The 20,453-nt window shown below is 40.3% G+C and carries 17 protein-coding genes and 1 pseudogene; 9 read left to right on the forward strand and 9 right to left on the reverse strand.

Going from position 1 to position 20,453, the window contains the following annotated elements; genetic code table 11:
- The 4 genes from B2X72_RS25485 to B2X72_RS25500 form a co-directional block, all read left to right on the forward strand.
- A partial coding sequence (locus B2X72_RS25485) for an ATP-dependent helicase (RefSeq protein WP_286852025.1) occupies positions 1-1,169 on the forward strand: 1,169 nt, incomplete at its 5' end.
- A gap of 53 nt (positions 1,170-1,222) precedes the next feature.
- Positions 1,223-2,053, forward strand: a complete 831-nt coding sequence (locus tag B2X72_RS25490) for a DUF4290 domain-containing protein (RefSeq protein WP_070565986.1) — start codon at positions 1,223-1,225, stop codon at positions 2,051-2,053.
- A 210-nt stretch (positions 2,054-2,263) separates the two neighbouring features.
- A complete protein-coding gene (gene murA / locus B2X72_RS25495; RefSeq protein ID WP_070565984.1) occupies positions 2,264-3,589 on the forward strand; it encodes a UDP-N-acetylglucosamine 1-carboxyvinyltransferase in 1,326 nt (441 codons plus the stop codon).
- Between the two features lie 128 nt (positions 3,590-3,717).
- On the forward strand, positions 3,718-4,650 hold the full coding sequence (locus B2X72_RS25500; protein WP_075993973.1) for a hypothetical protein: 933 nt from the start codon (positions 3,718-3,720) through the stop codon (positions 4,648-4,650).
- A gap of 67 nt (positions 4,651-4,717) precedes the next feature.
- Here B2X72_RS25500 and B2X72_RS25505 read toward each other — a convergent pair whose 3' ends face one another.
- Both B2X72_RS25505 and B2X72_RS25510 read right to left on the reverse strand, forming a co-directional pair.
- Positions 4,718-5,122 (reverse strand): DUF5606 domain-containing protein, encoded by a 405-nt coding sequence (locus B2X72_RS25505; protein ID WP_075993972.1) that lies wholly within the window; start codon positions 5,120-5,122, stop codon positions 4,718-4,720.
- A gap of 26 nt (positions 5,123-5,148) precedes the next feature.
- Positions 5,149-5,607 (reverse strand): peptidylprolyl isomerase, encoded by a 459-nt coding sequence (locus tag B2X72_RS25510; protein ID WP_046671802.1) that lies wholly within the window; start codon positions 5,605-5,607, stop codon positions 5,149-5,151.
- Positions 5,608-5,771: 164 nt separating this feature from the next.
- Here B2X72_RS25510 and radC point away from each other — a divergent pair, with 164 nt between their 5' ends.
- The gene (gene radC / locus B2X72_RS25515; protein ID WP_075993971.1) at positions 5,772-6,470 is read left to right on the forward strand and encodes a RadC family protein; all 699 of its coding nucleotides are present in this window, start codon (positions 5,772-5,774) and stop codon (positions 6,468-6,470) included.
- 17 nt (positions 6,471-6,487) lie between these two features.
- Positions 6,488-7,237: a class I SAM-dependent methyltransferase gene (locus B2X72_RS25520; protein WP_088162758.1), complete on the forward strand. Its 750-nt coding sequence runs from the start codon at positions 6,488-6,490 to the stop codon at positions 7,235-7,237.
- On the opposite strand, the gene B2X72_RS25525 is transcribed toward B2X72_RS25520, so the two are convergent.
- From B2X72_RS25525 to B2X72_RS25535, 3 genes are read right to left on the reverse strand one after another with little or no spacing between them, the layout of a single operon-like run.
- Positions 7,238-8,782 (reverse strand): MFS transporter, encoded by a 1,545-nt coding sequence (locus B2X72_RS25525; protein WP_286732870.1) that lies wholly within the window; start codon positions 8,780-8,782, stop codon positions 7,238-7,240.
- 2 nt (positions 8,783-8,784) lie between these two features.
- Positions 8,785-9,846, reverse strand: a complete 1,062-nt coding sequence (locus B2X72_RS25530) for an HlyD family secretion protein (RefSeq protein WP_088162756.1) — start codon at positions 9,844-9,846, stop codon at positions 8,785-8,787.
- 33 nt (positions 9,847-9,879) lie between these two features.
- A complete protein-coding gene (locus B2X72_RS25535) occupies positions 9,880-10,341 on the reverse strand; it encodes a MarR family winged helix-turn-helix transcriptional regulator (RefSeq protein ID WP_145328688.1) in 462 nt (153 codons plus the stop codon).
- A gap of 130 nt (positions 10,342-10,471) precedes the next feature.
- Here B2X72_RS25535 and B2X72_RS25540 point away from each other — a divergent pair, with 130 nt between their 5' ends.
- A complete protein-coding gene (locus B2X72_RS25540; protein ID WP_145328686.1) occupies positions 10,472-10,957 on the forward strand; it encodes a hypothetical protein in 486 nt (161 codons plus the stop codon).
- 110 nt (positions 10,958-11,067) lie between these two features.
- A complete protein-coding gene (locus B2X72_RS25545) occupies positions 11,068-11,553 on the forward strand; it encodes a hypothetical protein (protein WP_145328684.1) in 486 nt (161 codons plus the stop codon).
- A 71-nt stretch (positions 11,554-11,624) separates the two neighbouring features.
- Here the strand turns inward: B2X72_RS25545 and B2X72_RS25550 are convergent, their stop codons facing one another.
- The 4 genes from B2X72_RS25550 to B2X72_RS25565 all read right to left on the reverse strand — a co-directional run bounded on the left by B2X72_RS25550 (position 11,625) and on the right by B2X72_RS25565 (position 19,246).
- On the reverse strand, positions 11,625-14,939 hold the full coding sequence (locus tag B2X72_RS25550; RefSeq protein WP_286852026.1) for a DEAD/DEAH box helicase: 3,315 nt from the start codon (positions 14,937-14,939) through the stop codon (positions 11,625-11,627).
- Positions 14,940-14,948: 9 nt separating this feature from the next.
- On the reverse strand, positions 14,949-17,018 hold the full coding sequence (locus B2X72_RS25555; protein ID WP_088162751.1) for a TonB-dependent receptor: 2,070 nt from the start codon (positions 17,016-17,018) through the stop codon (positions 14,949-14,951).
- An 18-nt stretch (positions 17,019-17,036) separates the two neighbouring features.
- Entirely contained in the window at positions 17,037-17,828 is a 792-nt protein-coding gene (locus B2X72_RS25560) for a hypothetical protein (protein WP_088162750.1), read from the reverse strand.
- A gap of 107 nt (positions 17,829-17,935) precedes the next feature.
- Positions 17,936-19,246, reverse strand: a complete 1,311-nt coding sequence (locus B2X72_RS25565; protein ID WP_088162749.1) for a BamA/TamA family outer membrane protein — start codon at positions 19,244-19,246, stop codon at positions 17,936-17,938.
- A 198-nt stretch (positions 19,247-19,444) separates the two neighbouring features.
- Between B2X72_RS25565 and B2X72_RS25570 the strand changes: the two are divergent.
- A pseudogene (locus tag B2X72_RS25570) lies at positions 19,445-20,453 on the forward strand (M1 family peptidase); the annotation flags it as partial.

Here is a 20,453-nt window from a genome sequence, read left to right on the forward strand (position 1 = left end):
TGCGCAAAATTAATATCCCCTATAAAATATACGGTGGTACTTCTTTCTATCAACGGAAAGAAATTAAAGATCTGATCGCGTATTTCAGACTCACCTTCAACCCAAATGATGAGGAAGCACTAAAGCGTGTTATCAATTATCCACGTAGAGGGATAGGGGATACGACGATAGAGAAGATCATGATCGCTGCAGATCAGAATCAATACCGTATATGGGATGTTGTTGCAAATGCAGCCCAGTTTCTAGACGGACGCAGTGCAACTTCTGTCGGTGGTTTTGCACAGATGATACAGAGTTTTCAGGCTCTTGCCAAAAACAATAACGCATTTGATACGGCAATGCATATTGCGCAGCACTGTGGTATTCTGAAAGAATTGTATGAAGACAAATCGGTAGAGGGGCTGGCGCGTTACGAAAATATCCAGGAACTCCTCAATGGTATCAAGGAATTTTCGGAACGGGAAGATATCGAAGAGCGTGGACTTGATGTCTATATGCAGGATATCGCCCTGTTGACAAACGACGATAATGATAAAGATCCAAATGCTGATACTGTATCATTGATGACCATCCACTCTTCCAAAGGATTGGAATTTCCGATTGTTTTCATTGTAGGCTTAGAAGAAAACCTATTTCCTTCCCAGTTGTCGTTGAATTCCAGGTCGGAATTGGAAGAGGAACGAAGACTTTTTTATGTCGCTGTTACGAGAGCTGAAAAAAAATTACTACTTTCGTATGCTACTTCGCGATATCGTTGGGGAACGCTGAATAACTGCGAACCCAGTCGCTTCTTGGATGAATTGAATCCGGCATGTCTTGCATTGGATTTTAAACCACGACAAACTTCTGCCTCAGCCGGAAGTTTTCAAGGCGAACGAATTGCATGGCAACAAAAGGATAGTGATGATACGTTTTCTAAACCTAAGCCTAAGCCGATGGTTAAAACGACATCAATACTACCGAAAGCCCACAAACCTACTGCGGGTTTTGCTCCTTCAGATACATCAAATCTTCAAGTCGGCATGGAAGTTGAACATGAACGTTTTGGATTTGGGAAAGTTGTTAATCTCGAAGGAAACAAAGGAGATATAAAAGCAACTATTTTCTTTAAAGAGTTGGGACAGAAACAATTGTTGCTTAAATTTGCAAAACTTAGAATAATTCAATAATAAAATACCAAAACGGCATCTTGATCGTTTAATTAGGTACTTATATTAGCTATATGAACTTTGACTACAACAGCACTAGACCAAAATTGATCCTTGCAGAATATGGTCGCAATGTGCAAAATATGGTAGATTACATCTGTACTTTACCCACAAAGGAAGAAAGAAATAAACATGCGCAGATTGTAATCGATATGATGGGGGTATTGAACCCACATTTGAGAGACGTGTCTGATTTTAAACATAAACTGTGGGATCACCTACAGATTATCTCTGATTTTAAATTGGATATTGACTCACCTTATCCAATTGCTACAGCGAAAAGTGTGAAACACGAAGTTGAGCATTTGGGCTATCCGCAGCATTCCATTAGATTCAAGCACTATGGTTTTACCGTAGAGAAAATGATTGAAAAGGCTTTATTGGCTAATGACGAGGCTAAAAGAGAGCAGATGGTTATCGGTATCGCCAATTTTATGAAAATGGCTTACCTGACCTGGAATAAGGATTCTGTTTCGGACGAGTTGATCATCCAGGATCTCAAAGAGTTGTCAGGTTATCAATTGACCTTACCAGAAGGTACTGTATTGACCAAACTTGACTTTAAAACTCCGCCTCCGGGAAATCGCGTTAAAGGTCCGGCTAACAGTAACTCAGGCGGAAATAATAACAATAACAATAATAATAATTCCGGTCACCAGTCGAAAGGTGGAGGCAAGCCTCGTATGACAAGTAACAACAACAATAATACGAAGCGCAATAACTACGGAAGCAATAATAACAGCTACAGTAGGGATAATAATAACAACAGCTACGGTAGGGACAACAATAACAACAATAACAGAAACAGAAAGCCGCAGGGTAATTATAATAATAAACGAGGCTAGTTCTTAAAGATTTTGTTTAAAGAAGCAGGCAATTGCGAAGTGATTAACAGATTTCTTTACAATTGCCTTCTTTTTTTAAGAATCGCGCTGTTTTATAAAAAAACAAGGTTCTTTGGTCTCCGATCCCGGTATGTTAGGCGGAAGGCTAAATATCCCAAGGCTAATACAAGAACCGGGATAAGATACTAAGAAGATATCACTTATATATAAATGAACGCATTTGAAATAATCGGTGGAAAACCGTTAAAGGGAGAGATTATTCCTCAAGGAGCAAAAAATGAGGCCTTACAGATTCTTTCTGCAGTTTTACTGACAGAAGAACCTATGACCATCAGTAATATCCCAGATATTAAGGATGTCAATAAGTTGATCGATCTATTGGCTGCTTTAGGTGTTAAAATTGATCGCATAGATAAGGACACATACGTTTTTGAAGCTAAAGATATAAATATAGACTATTTCCAGTCACCTGAATTTAAAGAAAAAGGTGGTGGATTGCGTGGCTCTATCATGATTGTCGGTCCTTTGTTGGCTCGATTCGGAAAAGCCGCTATTCCGAAACCGGGGGGTGATAAAATCGGCCGTAGACGATTAGATACACACTTTTTGGGTTTTGAAAAATTGGGTGCTAAGTTTGTGTACGATGCGACTACCCATTTTTTTAACGTTGATGCAACGGAGTTAAAAGGAAGTTATATCCTTTTGGACGAAGCTTCTGTAACGGGTACGGCGAATATCGTGATGGCTGCTGTATTGGCAAAAGGGACAACAACGATATACAACGCTGCTTGTGAGCCGTATTTACAACAACTATGTAAGATGTTGAATCGCATGGGGGCTAAAATATCCGGTATTGGATCTAATTTGTTGACCATCGAAGGAGTAGAGCGTCTGGGGGGAACTTCACACCGCATGTTGCCTGATATGATTGAAATAGGTTCTTTCATCGGACTTGCAGCAATGACAGGTTCAGAAATCACCATTAAAGATGTCTGTTTCGAAGAACTTGGCGTTATTCCATCTGTATTTTCGCGCTTAGGCATCAAGTTTGAATTACGTGGTGATGATATTTTTATTCCGGCGCAAGAATCGTATGAAATCGATACATTTATCGATGGATCTATCCTGACAATTTCAGATGCACCTTGGCCAGGTTTTACGCCCGATCTATTAAGTATAGTACTTGTTGTGGCGACTCAGGCAAAAGGAAACGTATTGATCCACCAAAAAATGTTCGAGAGCCGTTTGTTCTTCGTCGACAAATTGATCGATATGGGGGCGCAGATTATCTTGTGCGATCCGCACCGCGCAACCGTTATTGGACTGAATAAATCACACCACCTGAGAGGTATTGAGATGACTTCGCCAGATATTCGTGCCGGGGTGTCTTTATTGATTGCAGCGCTATCTGCCAAAGGAAAATCTGTGATCCACAATATCGAACAGATTGAACGTGGCTATCAAGATATCGAAGAACGCTTGCGTAAATTAGGAGCAGATATTAAACGTATCGATGCCGAACCAAAAGGTCATTAATTAATGCGAATAGCCTATGTGCTAGCGTAAGATAAAAGAAGCTCCGGATATAAATTCTGGGGCTTTTTTTGTGATATCTGCATCAAATAAGGTAAATTTGTCTATACTACATTTAAACAACTATAGATATGAAAAAATATCTAAAAAAGTACGCCTTAATTTTCCCATTATTAGGCATAGTACTTCTTTTTCACAATTGTCAATCCTCTACACCCAAAGAGGTTAAACTACATGAAGAATCAAATACAACAACGGATATCCGCTCTTCTAAACGGATCAATGCTGCGGTAATCGTACAAAAAGTTACTTTTCCCAATATGCCTTTTGCTGAACTAATCAGGTTGATGAATCTGACCAAAGATAGTTCACCTGCTGCATTGTGGAAGGCAATATCCACGCTACCCCAGGCGGAACAAATGAAGAAAGATAGCTTTGATATTGAAAATCCCCTGCAGCGTATGGAGCTGATGCTTGCCCCTTTACGTAAGATGGAAATTAAATTTGATCAACAACAAGCGAAATCTGATGCTGCGGGCCTGACGTACCGCCTGGAAAATTATGTGAATTATAGCAAAGGTTCAGGCGAGGCTTTTTTAGCAAATAGTGGCAACGAGACTATCAATGTAGGACTGAACTATCCAGAAGGGAAACTTAATGGATTGGCGAAAGTGCAGATACGAATAAATCCCAAAGAGTATATGATCGATAAGACCGGAAAAACAAAAGTAATTGCCGGAATTACCTGTCAGCAGGCCATTTACAATAAAATTGATGCAATGGATAAAACGCTCCCTAAATTTGTCGTTTGGAAGAGCCCACGGATCCCGAAGGGAATCAATCTGCTGCACCCCTATGTGTTTGATGAAAACGAAGGGATTCTTGAAATTGATGCCTATCTCAATGAAGATGAAAATTCCCTATTGCGCTTTACAACCACAGCTGTCGTCGAAAAGCAATTTGAACCCAAAGAATTTGAGGTTACAAAAGCCCATGCTAAACTTGACGCGGCCAAAGATCAAAACAGCATCGAAAAAAATGTACTTGATGTCGTGTTTCATTAGAAAACACCATAAAAAAGGAGTTGATCACATGATCAACTCCTTTTTTATTTGGGATATATGTAAAAGTTTACATTAAAGGAGCAGGTGCTTCTTCTTCAAATAAAGGGAATTCCTTGATAATGTTATACCATGTGATAACCTTTTTAATATCCGAAGAATAAACACGTGATTCATCATGGCCAGGAGCTACTTCACGGAAGAAATCTCTTAATGTTGCGCCATCAGATTTTGTATCTGGCAGAGCGATGCCTTTCTCTTTGATTGTTTCAAAAATATTCAATAGACGAATTTCTTCTTCTTCACCATAGATGGTGATATCTTCCAAAGTCGCCATTTTTGTAGAAGATAAACTTACTACCGTTTTAATTTTTGCCTGATCAAGGGTTTCTAAAATAAAACCACCTTTATTTTGTCCAACCAATTTGAACAATCCTGGTTTACCAGTTACGGATACTAATGCTCTTAAATTCATTTTAATACTATTTAAATCTCCAAGAATTAATCTTCGATAACTTCAATTGATAAAATACGGTCACCTTGTCTGATATCGTCAACAATGTCTACGTTTTCGATAACTTTTCCAAAACAAGTATGGTTACGATCTAAGTGAGCAGTGTTGTTACGGCTATGACAGATGAAAAATTGAGAACCACCAGTATTACGGCCTGCATGAGCCATAGACAATACACCTCTATCGTGGTATTGGTTTTCGCCTGTTAATTCACAGTCAATTTTATAACCAGGGCCACCCGTTCCAGGGATTCCTGCAGCTCCTTCACGTGAATTTGGACATCCACCTTGGATAACGAAATCAGGGATTACACGGTGAAATGCCAATCCATCATAATATCCTGATTTAGCAAGTTTGATAAAATTGGCTACTGTATTTGGAGCATCAGCTGTGTAGAACTCCACAGTCATGTCGCCTTTTTCTGTTTTAATAATCGCTTTACTCATATTCAAAAATTTTTATGAAATACAAAGATAACGTTTCAGAGTGAAATGTGAAGTAAATCCCGATTGCCAATTTTTTTTAATTGATAGATTGTGTATTTCTCAGGATATTAAGTAACAGTATTTTTGTATATTTATGTACGCTAGCCAATTATAATTAACTGTAGATGTCAAATCCGTACAAACTAGTCATTCGGGAGTGGGCAGAGGCCGATCGTCCGAGAGAGAAACTATTGAGCCAGGGCCGTAGGGCGCTTACCGACGCCGAATTACTGGCTATTTTAATCGGGTCTGGTTCCAAAAATGAAAGTGCTGTTGAATTATGCCGGCGCATATTGGCCGATGTCAATAACAACCTGCAGACGCTTTCGATGATGGAGGTTTCAGAACTGAGCATGTATAAAGGGATAGGCGAGGCAAAAGCTATCGCTATTCTTGCCGCATTGGAGCTCGCACGCCGGAAAAACGACCTGCCCGTAGAACAGCGTAAGCTCGTAAATAGCAGCCGCTTCGTTTACAACTTTATGAAACCCATACTTCAGGATCTGCCCCATGAAGAGTTTTGGACGCTGTATCTCAATACGGGGTATAAAATATTAGACAAACAACTGATCGGACGCGGCGGTAATGATTTTACGCCAGTTGATGTCAGGATTATATTACGATCTGCACTTAGCCTTAAAGCACATGCAATTATATTAGTTCATAACCATCCCTCGGGCACCTTGTATCCAAGCAATGCTGACAAAATTCTGACGCAAAAAATTGTTGAAGCCTCTAAAATTATGGATATTAGAGTTGCCGATCATTTAATCTTTACCGATAACGGATATTATAGTTTTAAAGATGAAGGTATAATCGACTAGTTACAGCAATTCTTATTATGAACAAAAACAGTATTGATAGATTCACGGACAGGGTTGTCGATTACGAGAAATTTAGACCATGTTACCCAAAAGAGATTATTCAGGTGCTTAAAGAACAAATAGGGCTGGATAAAAAATGGTTGGTTGCCGATATCGGTAGTGGTACAGGGCTATCTACGCAACTTTTTCTCGAAAATGGGAATGACGTTTTTGCTGTTGAACCCAATCGGGAAATGCGTGAATCTTTACTGCATCATTTTAAAACCTATCGGAATTTAATCGCGCTGAATGCGACTGCCGAAGATACATCTATTGAGTCTGGATGCGTAGATCTCATTTTTGCAGGGCAATCGTTTCATTGGTTTGACCGGGAAGCATGTAAGAGGGAGTTCGCTCGCATTCTCACAGAAAATGGACGTATTGTACTGGTCTGGAACCAGCGTGATCCCGGCGATGCTTTTCAACAGGAGTACGAAGATTTTCTGCTCAGTCATATACCAAGTTATCAATCTGTCAGTCACAAAAATATCAGTGATGATGATCTCAAACAATTTTTTGGATCACGTTCAATGACCAAGGTAACCTTACCAAATCAACAGATATTGGACCTTCGGTCGTTTTTGGGAAGAGTACGTTCATCATCTTATTTTCCCAAAGAGCAGGCTGAAAACAAAACGCTCTATGACGATCTCCGTACACTTTTCGATAAGTACGCAATCTCTGAGCGTATCGTATTCAAGTATATAACCGAAATTTATATCAGTTAACTAAGAAATGGGAATTTGCAAAGCTTCTTTCGTTGCATTTTTTCTCTTCCAGTCGAAAACTCTTCGTATAGGCGAAGAATGAAAAGGGAAGATTAAGATGAATAACGTTAGGATTACCCCGATAATAAATAGCCCGGAGTAGGCGTCGCGTATGGATAGTAGCGAGGCTTGGACTTGGACCGATTTCATTATATTTCCTCTTTGTAGCACCAAGCTATTTGTTCGATCGATTATACCAGCAAGATTATTGGCATTAAGGATCTGTAGGTGGTAATACCAATTAGTAATGATGTTTGACCAGACTACAGGCACCAAAAATGAACGTGTAAGAATCAAAAATACTAAGCCAGAGAGGTAATATTTGCTGGGAATATTACCGGCCATATATACGCCTATTCCAATGTAGGAAGTGATCACGCCCATTCCTCTTAATGTCAAAGGGAGATAGAACAAAGCCGTGTTTGTTTGTTGGTCGATAATCCTTGCAAAGAAAAAGCAAGATAGGGCATAACACGCTGCGGAGAATGCCAAAATGAACTTGCATTTTTTTGTTATTTTGAAATAAATATAAGCGATTACTGCGCCGATCATATAACCAGGAATTACATAGGTATTTATTTCGGCGACTTCCAAGGGGTTTGTACCAAGCGTAATTCCCAAAAGGGAGGAGTACAGCGAGGTCGAGCTATAAAAAATGCCGAAAATAAAAATTGTTCCAATGGAGATAGGCAGAATCCGTGTTGAAAAGGCTTCAAAATTTAAGAGTGATTTTCGGATTAGTACACTTCTATTTATAAAAAGTATAAAAAAACAGAGCGATGCGATTCCGGTGACCAAAATAAACCTGGAATGAAACCAATTTTGTGTCAGACCATATGTGCTGAAATAGGCAAAATTCAATAATGAAATACAAAGTAAAATACTTCCAAACCAGTCATATTGATAAAGAGGTACCTTTTTAAAATCTGACGATTTCATAAAGATGATGCAGATTAACAACGCTACTGCAAGTAGTATATTTTGAAATAAAAAGACAGTTTCCCAATAGAAACGCGTTGCAAATAGAACAGATACATAACTTGCCAAGGCAGGAATGATCATTGTCATGGGGTAGTAGACTGCATATAATTGATATCGTTCTCCACGTGGCATGAGAAAAGGGATCATTTCCCCAATGATAGCCATCGTGACAATAATCTTGGCACTCCCAATAAAAAATGTGGCCATACAGATGTTGACACCATTATTAGCATGTTCCAAAACCGCATTGGAAGCGAGGATAATGAAGATAGATACAATTAATATCGTCTTTTTGGAAAATAATTTCAACAACCTAAATACCAGTGGTATGGCACATACCATTCCCGCATAATAACAATATGTAGCCATACTCAGATCTGCGGTGATACCGGCGTATCCATTCATGACATACGTGTTAATGGATGTTGGGATTCCATTATTGAACGAAAATAAAATATTGAGTACAAACAGAAAGAACAATTCCCAACCTGAACTCAACCAATCTCTGAATATACGATCTTTCATGATTATTTAATACGTATGATAGCATTCATACCTACGCGAAGCATGGCGAGATCTTTTGGGGTATTGGATGCTGTAAAATTAATTCTAACCGGAATGCGCTGTTGTACCTTAACAAAGTTCCCCGTAGAATTGTCAACCGGAACAGCAGAATACTTAGATCCTGTTGCTTCGGATATGGCGGCTACTTCACCTTCAAATGTCTTCCCGGCCAATGCATCAATTTCAATGTTGACTTTTGCCCCGAGGGCAATATTTTTTAGTTGACTTTCGGTATAATTTGCGGTAATCCATTTCTGCTCATCACGTACAATATTGACCAATGGCGTACCGTTTTGCACCAATTGGCCCTCTTCTATCGTCCGCCGTCCCAATACACCGTCGTACGGTGCAGTGATAACCGTATACGAAAGGTTTAACTTGGCTAGATCAATCGCAGATTCGGCCTTTAGTAAGGAGGCATCATTGATTGACAGCTTCTGTTCAGACTCATGTGTGTTAAGTTTCGATACACGCTCTTGCGCCAAAAGTGCCTTATATTTGGCTAACATGGCCTCATAATCTGCTTTTACCTGATCGAATTGATATTGCGTTACTGCTTCATCTTTCACGAGACTCTGGTAACGCCTATAATTCAATTCCATATTATCTAGCCGGGCTCTCATCTCATCGATATTGGCATTTGCTATCGCAGTACTGTTGCCGGCAATGGCAATTCCAGATTGCGATATTGTTTTACTTGCTTTGGCATCGGCAAGAGTGGCTTGTGCATTTTGTAATAAAATTCTGTACTCAGCATCATCAATAATGACGAGTGTATCGCCTTTGTGAACTTTTTGATGCTCATCAAATCGAATTGTTTTGATATAACCGCTGATACGCGAATTTATAGGGGTAATATGGGCATCTACCTGGGCATCATCTGTATAAACAGATTCGTTGATGTGGAAAAAGACTAAGATACCCCAGATAATTGTAACCACAATGACGACTGCAGATAGGATGTTGATGATCCATATCTTCCGCCTTCGTTTTATTTCTTTCTCACTTAATGTTGAATTGCTCATGACTCAATTACTTATCTTCTTTTTTTCTGAAAATCAAGGCTCCCGATACGATTGCTTATCAATAATTGCGGTCAATTTTTCGAGAGTTTCTGTAATTTCCAATACTTTTTTTTCTGATATCTCCTGCAGGATCACACGGTAGAGGTCTTGCTGGACAGGATCTAATAATGTCCTATATTCGTCTCCCTTTACCGTTAATTCGATTAAATTATTTCGTCTGTCATTGGGATCGCTGACGCGTCTAACCAGATCCCGTTTACAAAGATTATCGATCAGCGGAGTGACACTTGCTTTGTTCTTCTGTATTGCTGTGGCTATATCTTGCTGATTCATTTGCTCCTTCTTCCACAGTGCTGCCAATACTTGTAACATTTCATAGGTGATATCCAATTGCTGTTCCTTTATTTTCTGGATATAGTATTGTTTTAAGCTCGTTCGCAAAGCAATGATACTATCCACTAAGGGTTTTACTGGATTCATGGATTCGTTTTTCATAGCACAAAGTTAAACATAAAACAGTTAAATATCAAACTAATTTATTTTAGTTAAAAATGTGTTAAAGATGAGTGCTTTAGAGAGAGATGGCATTTTATTTGGAAGCACTTAAACGAAAGGAAAAAAAGATATGTTAAGAGTTGAATTAATCTTCTTTAGACGTTGCCTACTGCCATTGCTGATTTTAGGAGGTGGGATAAGTGTTGTAAGGGCACAGCAAATGCATGCTTTTAATAACTTAGAAACCGATTATCATTTTGTATATCGGTGGGTAGATCCATTCTTCCCTTTAAGCCCACAGGTCGATGTGATGACCTTGGACGTTGCGCCGATCGATAAAGAGCCCGAGCAGCAGGAGAAAATAAAAACGTCAACGGGAAAACAGCGTTTTAACGGCAGGGTGAGTGAGCGCGTATATGAAGGTTCGGAAGTAATCGTGAGCCCTGGAGAATCGGTTGGCAATATAACCTACAGCTCCACTAGCTCCGCCACCCGGTATCGTGTTGCCATTGATCGACGCAGTAATGAGCACTACCATGGAAAGCCTGTATTTATAGATGCGAAGGGGGTAAAATATGTAATTGATTCGAAATTTAGAAAACAAGTTGTCGAATAATTCCTTGGCTAGGTTAAAAATTTGTTAAAATTATTTTTTCAGGTAATTAAATCGAAATACGGCATTTGTATTGTACTTTTATTTACAATTATTTAAATAACAATTGAGTTATGAGAGCAATAAATCGTTTCAAAAAAATCACAGCTGCATTAGCTTTGATCGCTGCAGTGGGATTGGGACAATCCTATGCACAAACGGCTCCTAAAAAAATGGAAAAAGAAGCCAAAAAGTCTGAACAAAAAGCAAAAGAAGTAAAGACTAAAGCCAACGAGGCCGAAACGAAAACGAAGGCAGTGCCGGTGAAAGCTACTGCGAAGAAGGAAGCTGCAGTCAAGGAAAAGTCAGCGCAGACGAAAAAGGTGGCTGATACAAAAACAGCGCCAGCAGCACCAGTGGAAGCGAAGGAAAAAGCCGTGAAAAAAGAAAGTGCTAAAGCTGAAAAACAAGCCGCTGCTGTGAAAAAGGATGCCGTAGCTACAGCTGATAAACCAAAAAGTGAAAAATATAATGAACATACAGTTTATCTCGGTCCAAAAGGTGGCAAATATTATATCAACGGAAATGGTAATAAAACGTACATTTCTGACAAAAAGTAAAGAGCAGCTGAAAACGAATTATATCAAAAAAGGGGACATCGATCGATGTCCCCTTTTTTGATTTCAATAGTTTAGCGTAGCAAATTCATTAAATAGCTTTTGTTGAGATAAAAGACATCTAAACTTCCGCCGTCATCCAGAATACTGTTGCTAATCTCCTTTTTATGTTGCTGTAAGGTCTGAATTTTATCTTCGACCGTGTTAGGGCTGATTAATCGGACTGCGGTGACCGTCTTTTGTTGCCCCATGCGATAGATCCTATCGATCGCCTGTTGTTCAACAGCAGGATTCCACCAGGGGTCTACCAGGTACACGACATCGGCTGCGGTAAGATTAAGTCCGGTACCACCGGCTTTTAGACTAACCAGAAAAACGGGGATATCCTTGTCGGATTGAAAATCACTAACCAATTTACCTCGATTTTTGGATTGGCCTGTGAGCATTAACGCGCGAATACCCTGTTTATCCAAAGCCTCTTTAATCAGGTTGAGCATACTGACAAACTGTGAAAACACGATCATTTTGTGCTGGTCTTTTTTATGCTGAATTTGCTCGATAAGCATTTCAATTTTGGCAGAGTCCGCAGCGCTAGTCAGATCCTCATTTTGGAGCAGTTTGCTTGAATTACATATCTGTCGCAATTTTGTTAGACCTTTTAGGACATGCATGGGGCTTTTCTTGATTTCATCGCCATCTTTGGCAGAGATAAAATCTCGAAACTCTTTTTCATAAAGATCATAAATTCGCCGTTGGGCAGTTTTCATCTCACAGTAAAGGACCAGTTCATTTTTTGTAGGAAGATCACGTAATACATCCTGTTTTGTTCTACGGAGAATGAAAGGCTTTATTTTCTCTTTCAGCATTTTTTTTCTCTTGCGGTCATGGAAAGCATCAATAGGAGTCGTATAGACATCTTTGAAATATTTTTTGCTTCCTAGTAGACCCGGCACAATAAAGGAAAGCTGGGCATAAAGATCCATCGTATTATTCTCGATAGGAGTTCCTGTTAAAATAATGCGATTTCTTGATTTTAATAAATTTACCGTTTTGTATCGCTGGGAATCCGGGTTTTTGATTTGCTGCGATTCGTCCAATATGACATAATTGAAGGTTATTTTTTTTAGCGTATTAATATCCGTCAGCAGGTTGTGATAAGAAACTAAAACAAGGTCATATTGTTCAAACTGCATCCCTTTTTCTATTCTATTTGGACCATCTAAAACCAACGTTTGGAAAGATGGAAGGAATTGCTGGATTTCATGCCGCCAATTAAAAATTAAGGTCGTGGGAAGTACAAGTAATGTTGGTGCAGATTGTCCCTTTGCTTTTTGAGTAGCCAGAAAGGCTAATATTTGGATCGTTTTGCCAAGTCCCATGTCATCGGCAAGACAGCCACCAAAATTAAGCCCATCCAAGAAATGCAGCCATTGTAGCCCTTGTTGCTGATAAGGGCGTAAGTTTCCGACAAAAGTTGGTGGTATCTGGACCTCGGATAGCGAAGAAAAATTAGCGAGCTGCTTTCTCAACGTGCTGAGCTCCGCCAACACGATAGGGTCTAGCTCCGCCTGATCAAATAGTTGATCGATTTCATTGAATTTGTATTTTGGAATTTCAATGAAATCATCAGCTATCGATTCTGCTGCATTAAAATAGGCTTCAAATTTATCGAGCCACTGTTGCGGTAAAATGCCCTGGGTGCCGTCATCCAAGGTGATGAATTGCGAGCGGTTCCGTACTGCCTTTTCAAGTTTTTTTAGGGAGACACTTTTGGGGCCAAATTTGACCTGTATATTGGCGTTGAACCAATTTTGTCCACTGAGGACCTCCACATGTATTTTTCCCTTAAAACGGCTTAATTTATTTCCACGTAACGTATTAAATCCGATGATCTGTATACCCTGATGTTGCCACTCCTCAAAAGCATCCAGAAACCAGTTACTGTCCAGAAAGTATTTGCGATGCAAATAAAAATGCTGAAAGCTTCCTTCATCCATTTGCTCCTGAAAATAGGGATGCTGCTTCAGTAACAGGGAAATAACTTTTGTTTCAGCTTCACGTTTCCGATCGACCAAAAATTGTGTACCCTTGCTGTCTGTACCAAATATATTCCGCTTACTTAAAATAGGAATTTCGACCTCACCATAACGCATGACAGGAATAAGGTTGACAAAATCTTCCGATTCTTCGAGAAACAAAAGTGGCTGCATGTCCTGATAATACAGATTTTCCTTCAACTGTGGCTTGCTTGCTTTGGGAATATCTTTAAAATTTAACTCCACGGAATGTGCTATCTGTTCCAAAAACAACCTGTTGAATTCTTCGAACTTACGCTGATGGATCAACAATTGCTCACCTTTGTTGCCAAACAAACGGATCAACTTGAGGTGAAACCTATTTTCAATCAGAAAAAGCTGATTTTTGATGAGAATGAAATGGTCCAAAAGAACGACTAAATCCTGTAAATTGTAGGCTATCGTATGAATATGAATTTCTCCTTGAATGGTATAAAACGCACCTTTTTTTGAAATAAAGAGCTTAATATCACCTTTGTTTAGGTTAAATTGAACAGTCGATAAGGTGGAGGCTGTTATATTGTCGGATTTTTCATAGTCATGCAGATAAAAATCGAGGTGTAATGGGTTTTTTGCAACCGCCTTCAGACTGGAGCTGATTTCGATATCCTGTAGTACAGCTTGAGAAAATTGGTAAACAGCGGTGTAAAATTGCATTTCCTCAATCGAGCTGCTTTGCCAGATACGTGACTGGCTCTCACTGGCGGAAATCGGGTTTTTAGGTAGGCCGGATTTCGTCATTGGAGCTTGGCACAGGAGTATTTGTAGATTTTTGTAATACCGGTTGCGCGTTAACACCACAAAATGCTGCTGCTTTTCGGCTGTCGTCTTGGCCTTTGGGGCAAGAGATTCCTCCACTAGATCAAAGTCATCAATGGAGGTTAGCTGTTTGTCTTTTAATAGAAACTCCAGCTTCCCTGCTTTGATCTGGGCTGAAAAATAGTTTTCTAAAGACGATTCCTTTTCCAGTCCATATTGTGCCGCAACCTTCTTGAGTAGATGCTGATAGCGGTTGTGATCAAAAAATGCCAGCCAATTCTCCTGTGTAAATAGTTTACCTAAAGCCGCCTTTTGATGACGGCAGAATCCTGTTTGTGGACAATTGCAAAAGACGGCTGTTGTGGGCAACGTATGGATGATCATCACTTCAAAATCGGTATAATTCTCCAGTACCTGAAAAGTTGCCTGATTGACCTCCATTTCCATCGCATTGACCTGAAAATGGGCCAGTGTCAGGTCCATCCAAGGAAAATAAGAATAACGGCTCACCTTGGTGAAATCGATATCGGTCAATGTATACTGATGGAAGTCCATAATGCTTGGTTAAAAATTAAAACTCATTCCGCCATAATAATTACGTAAAGGGGCAGGATTAAAATACCGTCCTCCAAAGGCATTGATATCGTTTCCAAGACTATATTTTTCATTGAGTAGATTGTCGGCCCCAACAAAAAATCTAATTTTATGCTGTGAACAGACAGATTTGCTCCAGGATAATTTGCCTTGTAAAAGATGATACCGTTTGGCATAAACAGTGTTTGCGTCATCCAGTGGTATTGCTGCTGTTAAATTGGAAAGAAGATCCAACTGGAATTCATCCGGGAAAAGTATATTCAACGAATTTACCCATACCGTTTTAGGAACCGCAGGAAGTTTATTGTTCTTATAGTTTTTGTCGCCTACCTGATAGGTTTTGAAACTGTAGTCATTGAGGGAAAAATTACTGGTCAGCTGTAGGCTACGGACCGTACCGGTTGTTTGAGGCCTGATCAAATACATGAATAGCGATGCTTCCAATCCCTTTTGGTTTATTTTACCCGCATTTTGAAAATATTCAGCACCATTATCCCGTACCTGTCGGATGATGGCATTGTTCATTTGATAAGTGTAGGCCGCTGCATCTAAAATAATCCGGCGATTCCACAAATGCCAACGAAGCCCAAATTCATGGTTTGTACCTGTTTCTGGTTTCAGCATCGTATTAATTGTATTGTCTGACGAACGGACTTCAGCAACAGTTGGTGCAGAGAAACCTTTAGAAATCGATGCTCTAAGTGCAAGCATTGGAGTGATCAAATAGGATAGTGCTGCTCGTGGCATCCATGTACTCCCGAAATCAATATTTTCTTTGTTTTCTTGTGCGACAGGATAACGTTGCTGGTAGCCAATTTTATTCTCATTTAATCCGAGCGACAGCTCTACCTGGAGACGCTCTAGCCATTCCAGTTGGGTGCGTGCAAAAAATGATTGCTGACTGTTTTCCAATTTGTCCTTGGCCTGAGGATCGGTAGCGACACCTTGGGCGTTGTCATAATTGTCAATAGCATACCAACCCTTTTGCGCTTCCAAGCCCAGTTGGACTTCATATTTTAAATCTTGGCTCAACAAATCCACATAAGATAAATACAGGCGCGTTCCTAAATTCTTTTCATCTCTTTTCTCGTAATTGGTGATGAAGGGATTTTTGATCTGATTGGATGAGCCAAATACACTGGCGAATAAGGTCATCTTAGAACTGAGATGCGTCTGGTTGCTCAGTCCACCAAAGAATGTTTTATCGTAGATTGCTGCTTTTTGTTCAGCAGCACCAGGATTTGGTCCGCCCTTAGGCCGGGCCTGCCTGCGGTCGCTCTCCATTTGTGCTGCGGTGAGCCCTCCCGGAGTTTGGTAACCGAGATCCGAATAGAAACCGGTGAATTTTAATTCGGATGTTTTTGCATATTGCCAATTGTAATTGAGTTGGATATTCTTTTTGTTTAAGGCTGAATTCTGGCGATAACCGTCACTTCTTGTCCAACTTTGATTGATAGCAAGTTGCTGAGTCTGGTTGATGGGTAATATTGCATTGAACTGTTCCTGGAAAAGACCGTAGGAGCCCCCCGTTAATTGGAGGTTGACTTCAGGTTTGTCAGATCGATCAAATCCTTTACTATAAAAGGAGAGTACACCGCCTGAATTGGCCCCATAGATCGATCCATCTGGACCTTTCAATACATTTATCTGCCCTATTGCGGATGGATCTATCAAGTTAAGGTAGGTGTTCCCGCCTGCGTCAGTAAAAGGAAAGTCGTCCAGATATATTTTGACATTGCGAACACCAAAAGGTGAACGGACCATACTCCCACGGAGTGCTAGCCGGTAACTCCCAGGGGAACGTTCTTCCATGCGTAAACCCGGCACCCTGTTCATTGCTGAAACAAAGGAGGGCGACTGCTGGGATTGGATCATTTGGCTGCTTAACACAGCCGCAGAAGATGTCAATCGCAATAGCGGTTGTTTATTGAAGTAGGCTTTAACTTCGACTTGTTCTAGCCGATTAGTCGTAGTATCCACTTCCTGCGCATATAATTTGCTACATAAACCAAGGGTAGCAAGTAGGTAATATCTTTTCATCGTTAAGGTTTGGTCGGCTTAGTCTGCAAATTCCTGACTGAAATAAATTTCAAAAATCTGCTTTTTCTTATTGTATTTTAGGCATTGAAAATTCGCATATACGGAGCTGGTCGGTACACAAAGACTGTTGGCCATGGCTTCTTTTGAGAATTTTTTGTTCAGACATCCCTGCTGCAAATCAAAGTTTTTGTTCGTCGAAATATCGGTCACATCAAAGGAATTGTCGTCAATCAGGTAATTTGAATTGTTTAATCGAATATAATCCTCTTGATCAATCAGTTCGGAAGCAACGAGATAATCGAGCGATCCAAAGCTGGATGAACAATCCAAATTTTGAAGGGTATTGACAACTTTTAACTCTTTATACAGTGTGTTGTATGTATTGCTTTTATGATCGAATAAGGTGATCTCGATGGGATGATTACCTTTGTTGTATACCGTATACCCAAGGTCACCGGGGCCATTTTCGAAGATATTCCCTTTCGCGATCGCTAAAACAGCCAAGTTAGGATGCCCAAGAAAATAATCTTTCTGGTCTGCACTTAGTGTTGTCGTTAACTTCTGGTGCAGTTTATCGAAGAGGCCGGCGTCGTTCATTTTCATTAACTGCTGCGCTTGTTCCTTTATTCTGTCTGCAAAACGCGGGCTATCGTAGCTCGAAGTATCCGATGGGAGTGGTGGTGATGCAGGAGGGACTACCTGTTCTTTCTTTTGTTCGTCATTTTTCGTTGTTTTTGACGTCTTTGTCTGATGACAGGAAACAAGAGCTGATAATAATACAATGTATAGAAAAAAGGTTTTTAAATTCATGATGAAATATCGTCAATGCCAATTCAGTCACTCTTCGTGAATAGAAAGAGCAACAACATCGGCTAATTTAGTTATTTTATGGCAAACAAAGCTGTCGCAATCTGGAATTAGAAAGCTTCATTCAGCCCCAAAAAGAAACCACGGGAACCATATTTTCCAAAGGCATAGTCCAGACATAGATTTGTGCGTGTTGCTTTGTTAAAGAGTACCCGTAATCCGGCACCACCCCCAGGTTGCCACCTTTCAAAAAGTTTGGTGCCCAGTTCGTCGCTGGCAGTCTGTAGGTTAAAAAAAGCAGCTCCGCTCAAAAAGCGATTCTTTAAAATTGGGAAGCGGTATTCTGTTTCGGCATAACCGAAAGAAATTCCTTTGAAATAACCAATGGTGTAACCGCGGCCGCTTCTGACGGCTACGTCTCTTCCCGTTCCGGGGAGATCAAAATAGGGGAGTGTACCACCGAGTTTATAGGAGCCCCAATACCAGAAGGCAAGTACATGAGCCGGGTCGGACTGAGATAAACTAAAGTATTTTCGAAAGTCGGTGGTAAGCTGTACAGCACTTTTGCTACTGCCCAACAGCGTTGTGTTCCATCGCACACCGATATCCGAATAGATACCCTTGTAAGGCCTATTGGGGTTGTCTCTTGTCATGTATTGCATATTGAGCAATAGTCCATTGGAATTATAACTGTCGGGCTCGAAGCCATGTTTTTCGGTGTAGATGGTATTGGGAGTAATGTTGCCATTGGGGCCGCTGCTGGTTATTTTTCGTCGTAAGTCAAACGCCAATCCGGCTCCAACAAATAGTCCGTCGGCGATACGTTTATAGACTTTTTCATTAAATGTAAACGCGTTATATTTTGCTCCGTATTTCTTATGGTCGGGGTTGGCAAGGATCTCTTCATCGGCATTGTTCCATTTTCCATGGGGAGTCATGCCCAAACCCGCATCTAAAGCGACCATTTTGACAAGTGCAAAAGCGCCCTGAAAATTTAGTTTATTGTTGGGGGTAAAGATATTATGGCTAATATAGAAGACCATGATGTTTTTTGTGGTGATTGAGGCGGATGTCGCTGCGATCGACATGGTCGTTGTTTTGGGGTCACCCAATACTTTCCCCGCGACAGCCTTGATTCCGATCTGACCACCAATGGTTGGGTTGTAGGCAATGTTGGGCATTAAGGTGATGGGAGAGCGTTTACTCGCATGTTCCTTTTTTCGTTTGGGATGGATTATTCTTCCGATTAGATCCGATATATCGTATTGACTGGCCAAGGCCGAGTCACGCTGATGTTTGTACTGTGCAAGAGAGTCTGTTTTTGCATCGGTTTGGGCAGCGAGCAGCGTAGGGATTGAAATTAAAAGTATTCCTAAAAAAGCATGTCGGAAGAAATCGTTAAAACGTAAAAGTTGATGCATACATTCGGGTCTATCTTAAAACTAAACGTCAAAAAAAATAAAATGTTTTCTCAAGTACTCGGAGCCTGTCTTTTTTTGATCTCTGAACAAATGCAAATGTGGTATTGTGTTGAAGAAGTTTATTTTTCTTGCGAAGCAGGAGAATTAAACTTGCAAATCACAGCAAATTTATCTTAGTTTGATTATTTAAACTAGGATATGATAGGACGCACTATATTTAATTATGGATTGACTTTGCTTTTATTGACAGGGGTAGCTCATGCGCAAGAACTGTATACCCCAAGAAATATTCAGCAAGCGATCGAGAAGGGAACCCGTACCAAAACGGGTCTACCAGGGAAAAACTATTGGCAGAATTTTGGTAAGTATGATGTGCGGGTGCAATTGGATCCGGCTACAAAGATGGTGAGTGGAACAGAGACTATTCTGTACACAAACAATAGTCCCGATACATTGAAACGCTTGGCTATCCGATTTGTGAACAATGTGCACAAACCTAATGCGGTACGTGCTGCATACGCTTCGGACGACTACCTGACTTCGGGCCTAAAGATTAAATCGTTTAAACTGAATGGTCAAGTTTACGACGTAAACAGCAAGGACTGGGGAACGGTGAAGTTAGGTGATTTTGGGCAGAAAATCCTTCCGGGAAGGACTGCAACATTGGACATTAGCTGGGAATATCCGTTATCTGTCGAAAGCGACCGTGAAGGGCTGTTGAATGCTTCCACCTTTTATTGTGCTTACGCTTATCCGCGTGTGTCTGTATACGACGATTATAATGGTTGGGATCTTCTGGAACATAATGGCCGACAAGAATTCTACAATGGTTTCAACGATTATCAATTTGAGATATCTGTTCCGAAGAACTTTGTTGTTTGGGCGACAGGTGAATTGACAAATGCGGCTGATGTACTGCAGAAACCTATTCTGGACCGTTTCGAAAAATCAAAAGTCAGCGATACGCCAATACATATCGCGACAGATGCCGAAATGAAAGCGGGGAAAGTGACAACACAAGAAGCCTGGAATAAGTGGAAATTTAAAGCAACCTATGTGCCTGATTTTTGTTTCAGTGTGAGTGATAATTATATCTGGGATGGCGGGAGTGTAGATTTGGGAAGTAAGCGCGTGAGTGTGCAGTCAAGCTATGTCGCTGGAACAGCAGATTTTGAACAATACATTGGTTGGCAGCAATATTGCATTG

This window comes from Sphingobacterium sp. UBA7253 (genome assembly GCF_002472745.1).
Lineage (GTDB): Bacteria > Bacteroidota > Bacteroidia > Sphingobacteriales > Sphingobacteriaceae > Sphingobacterium > Sphingobacterium siyangense.